Here is a 3,290-nt window from a genome sequence, read left to right on the forward strand (position 1 = left end):
GAGTGTCGGGCACGCTGTTGGGTGTCTGAAGGTACGGCCCGTGTGGCTGCCTTCAGTGCCGGCCCCAGTGCACTCGAACTACTGGTTCGGGGTGATGGGTGGTTGGTCGTTGTTTGAGAACTGCACAGTGGACGCGAGCATCTGTGGCCAAGTTTTTAAGGGCGCACGGTGGATGCCTTGGCACCAGGAACCGATGAAGGACGTGGGAGGCCACGATAGTCCCCGGGGAGCCGTCAACCAGGCTTTGATCCGGGGGTTTCCGAATGGGGAAACCCGGCAGTCGTCATGGGCTGTCACCCATACCTGAACACATAGGGTATGTGGAGGGAACGCGGGGAAGTGAAACATCTCAGTACCCGCAGGAAGAGAAAACAACCGTGATTCCGGGAGTAGTGGCGAGCGAAACCGGATGAGGCCAAACCTCAAGCGTGTGAGACCCGGCAGGGGTTGCGCTTGGGGGGTTGTGGGATCTCTCTTTCACAGTCTGCCGGCTGTGAGACGAGTCAGAAACCGTTGATGTAGGCGAAGGACATGCGAAAGGTCCGGCGTAGAGGGTAAGACCCCCGTAGTCGAAACATCAACGGCTCGTTTGAGAGACACCCAAGTAGCACGGGGCCCGAGAAATCCCGTGTGAATCTGGCGGGACCACCCGCTAAGCCTAAATATTCCCTGGTGACCGATAGCGGATAGTACCGTGAGGGAATGGTGAAAAGTACCGCGGGAGCGGAGTGAAATAGTACCTGAAACCGTGTGCCTACAAGCCGTGGGAGCGTCGCGCATTGAGTTTACTCAGTGCGTCGTGACTGCGTGCCTTTTGAAGAATGAGCCTGCGAGTTTGCGGTGCGTTGCGAGGTTAACCCGTGTGGGGAAGCCGTAGCGAAAGCGAGTCCGAATAGGGCGGTTCAGTAGCGCGCTCAAGACCCGAAGCGGAGTGATCTAGCCATGGGCAGGTTGAAGCGGCTGTAAGAGGTCGTGGAGGACCGAACCCACCAGGGTTGAAAACCTGGGGGATGACCTGTGGTTAGGGGTGAAAGGCCAATCAAACTCCGTGATAGCTGGTTCTCCCCGAAATGCATTTAGGTGCAGCGTCGTGTGTTTCTTGCCGGAGGTAGAGCACTGGATAGGCGATGGGCCCTACCGGGTTACTGACCTTAGCCAAACTCCGAATGCCGGTAAGTGAGAGCGCGGCAGTGAGACTGTGGGGGATAAGCTCCATGGTCGAGAGGGAAACAGCCCAGAGCATCGACTAAGGCCCCTAAGCGTACGCTAAGTGGGAAAGGATGTGGAGTCGCACAGACAACCAGGAGGTTGGCTTAGAAGCAGCCACCCTTGAAAGAGTGCGTAATAGCTCACTGGTCTAGTGATTCCGCGCCGACAATGTAGCGGGGCTCAAGCGTACCGCCGAAGTCGTGTCATTGCAGCGTATAGCCCCAACGGGTGTTGTGATGGGTAGGGGAGCGTCGTGTGCCGGGTGAAGCCGCGCCGGAAGGCAGTGGTGGACGGTTCACGAGTGAGAATGCAGGCATGAGTAGCGATACACACGTGAGAAACGTGTGCGCCGATTGACTAAGGGTTCCTGGGTCAAGCTGATCTGCCCAGGGTAAGTCGGGACCTAAGGCGAGGCCGACAGGCGTAGTCGATGGATAACCGGTTGATATTCCGGTACCCGCTGTGAAGCGTCAAACATTGAACCAGGCGATGCTAAGTCCGTGAAGCCGCCCCGGAGCCTTCGGGCAAGGGGGAGTGGTGGAGCCGACGGTCCAGACCTGCAGTAGGTGAGTGATGGGGTGACGCAGGAAGGTAGTCCATCCCGGGCGGTGGTTGTCCCGGGGTAAGGGTGTAGGCCGTGTGATAGGCAAATCCGTCACACATCAAGGCTGAGACCCGATGCCGAGCCGATTGTGGTGAAGTGGATGATCCTATGCTGTCGAGAAAAGCCTCTAGCGAGTTTCATGGCGGCCCGTACCCTAAACCGACTCAGGTGGTCAGGTAGAGAATACCGAGGCGTTCGGGTGAACTATGGTTAAGGAACTCGGCAAAATGCCCCCGTAACTTCGGGAGAAGGGGGGCCATCACTGGTGATCCGATTTACTCGGTGAGCTGGGGGTGGCCGCAGAGACCAGCGAGAAGCGACTGTTTACTAAAAACACAGGTCCGTGCGAAGCCGTAAGGCGATGTATACGGACTGACGCCTGCCCGGTGCTGGAACGTTAAGGGGACCGGTTAGTCACTCTTCGGGGTGGCGAAGCTGAGAACTTAAGCGCCAGTAAACGGCGGTGGTAACTATAACCATCCTAAGGTAGCGAAATTCCTTGTCGGGTAAGTTCCGACCTGCACGAATGGCGTAACGACTTCTCGACTGTCTCAACCATAGGCCCGGTGAAATTGCACTACGAGTAAAGATGCTCGTTTCGCGCAGCAGGACGGAAAGACCCCGGGACCTTTACTACAGTTTGATATTGGTGTTCGGTTCGGCTTGTGTAGGATAGGTGGGAGACTTTGAAGCGGCAGCGCCAGCTGTTGTGGAGTCGCCGTTGAAATACCACTCTGGTCGTGCTGGATGTCTAACCTCGGTCCGTGATCCGGATCAGGGACAGTGTCTGATGGGTAGTTTAACTGGGGCGGTTGCCTCCTAAAGAGTAACGGAGGCGCCCAAAGGTTCCCTCAGCCTGGTTGGTAATCAGGTGTTGAGTGTAAGTGCACAAGGGAGCTTGACTGTGAGACCGACGGGTCGAGCAGGGACGAAAGTCGGGACTAGTGATCCGGCGGTGGCTTGTGGAAGCGCCGTCGCTCAACGGATAAAAGGTACCCCGGGGATAACAGGCTGATCTTCCCCAAGAGTCCATATCGACGGGATGGTTTGGCACCTCGATGTCGGCTCGTCGCATCCTGGGGCTGGAGTCGGTCCCAAGGGTTGGGCTGTTCGCCCATTAAAGCGGTACGCGAGCTGGGTTTAGAACGTCGTGAGACAGTTCGGTCCCTATCCGCTGTGCGCGTAGGAATATTGAGAAGGGCTGTCCCTAGTACGAGAGGACCGGGACGGACGAACCTCTGGTGTGCCAGTTGTCCTGCCAAGGGCATGGCTGGTTGGCTACGTTCGGGAGGGATAACCGCTGAAAGCATCTAAGCGGGAAGCCTGCTTCGAGATGAGTATTCCCACCCCCTTGAGGGGTTAAGGCTCCCAGTAGACGACTGGGTTGATAGGCCAGATCTGGAAGGCGGGTAACCGCTGGAGGTGACTGGTACTAATAGGCCGAGGGCTTGTCCTCAGTTGCTCGCGTCCACTGTGT

The 3,290-nt window shown here is 57.3% G+C and carries 1 rRNA gene; it reads left to right on the forward strand.

Features of this window, described 5'->3' with window-relative positions:
- Positions 1–145 precede the first annotated feature (145 nt).
- Positions 146–3,269, forward strand: a 23S ribosomal RNA gene (locus tag ACFYW8_RS44360).
- The last annotated feature ends 21 nt before the right edge of the window (positions 3,270–3,290 follow it).

Origin of the sequence: Streptomyces sp. NPDC002742, from assembly GCF_042888885.1 — a bacterium.
Taxonomy (GTDB): domain Bacteria; phylum Actinomycetota; class Actinomycetes; order Streptomycetales; family Streptomycetaceae; genus Streptomyces.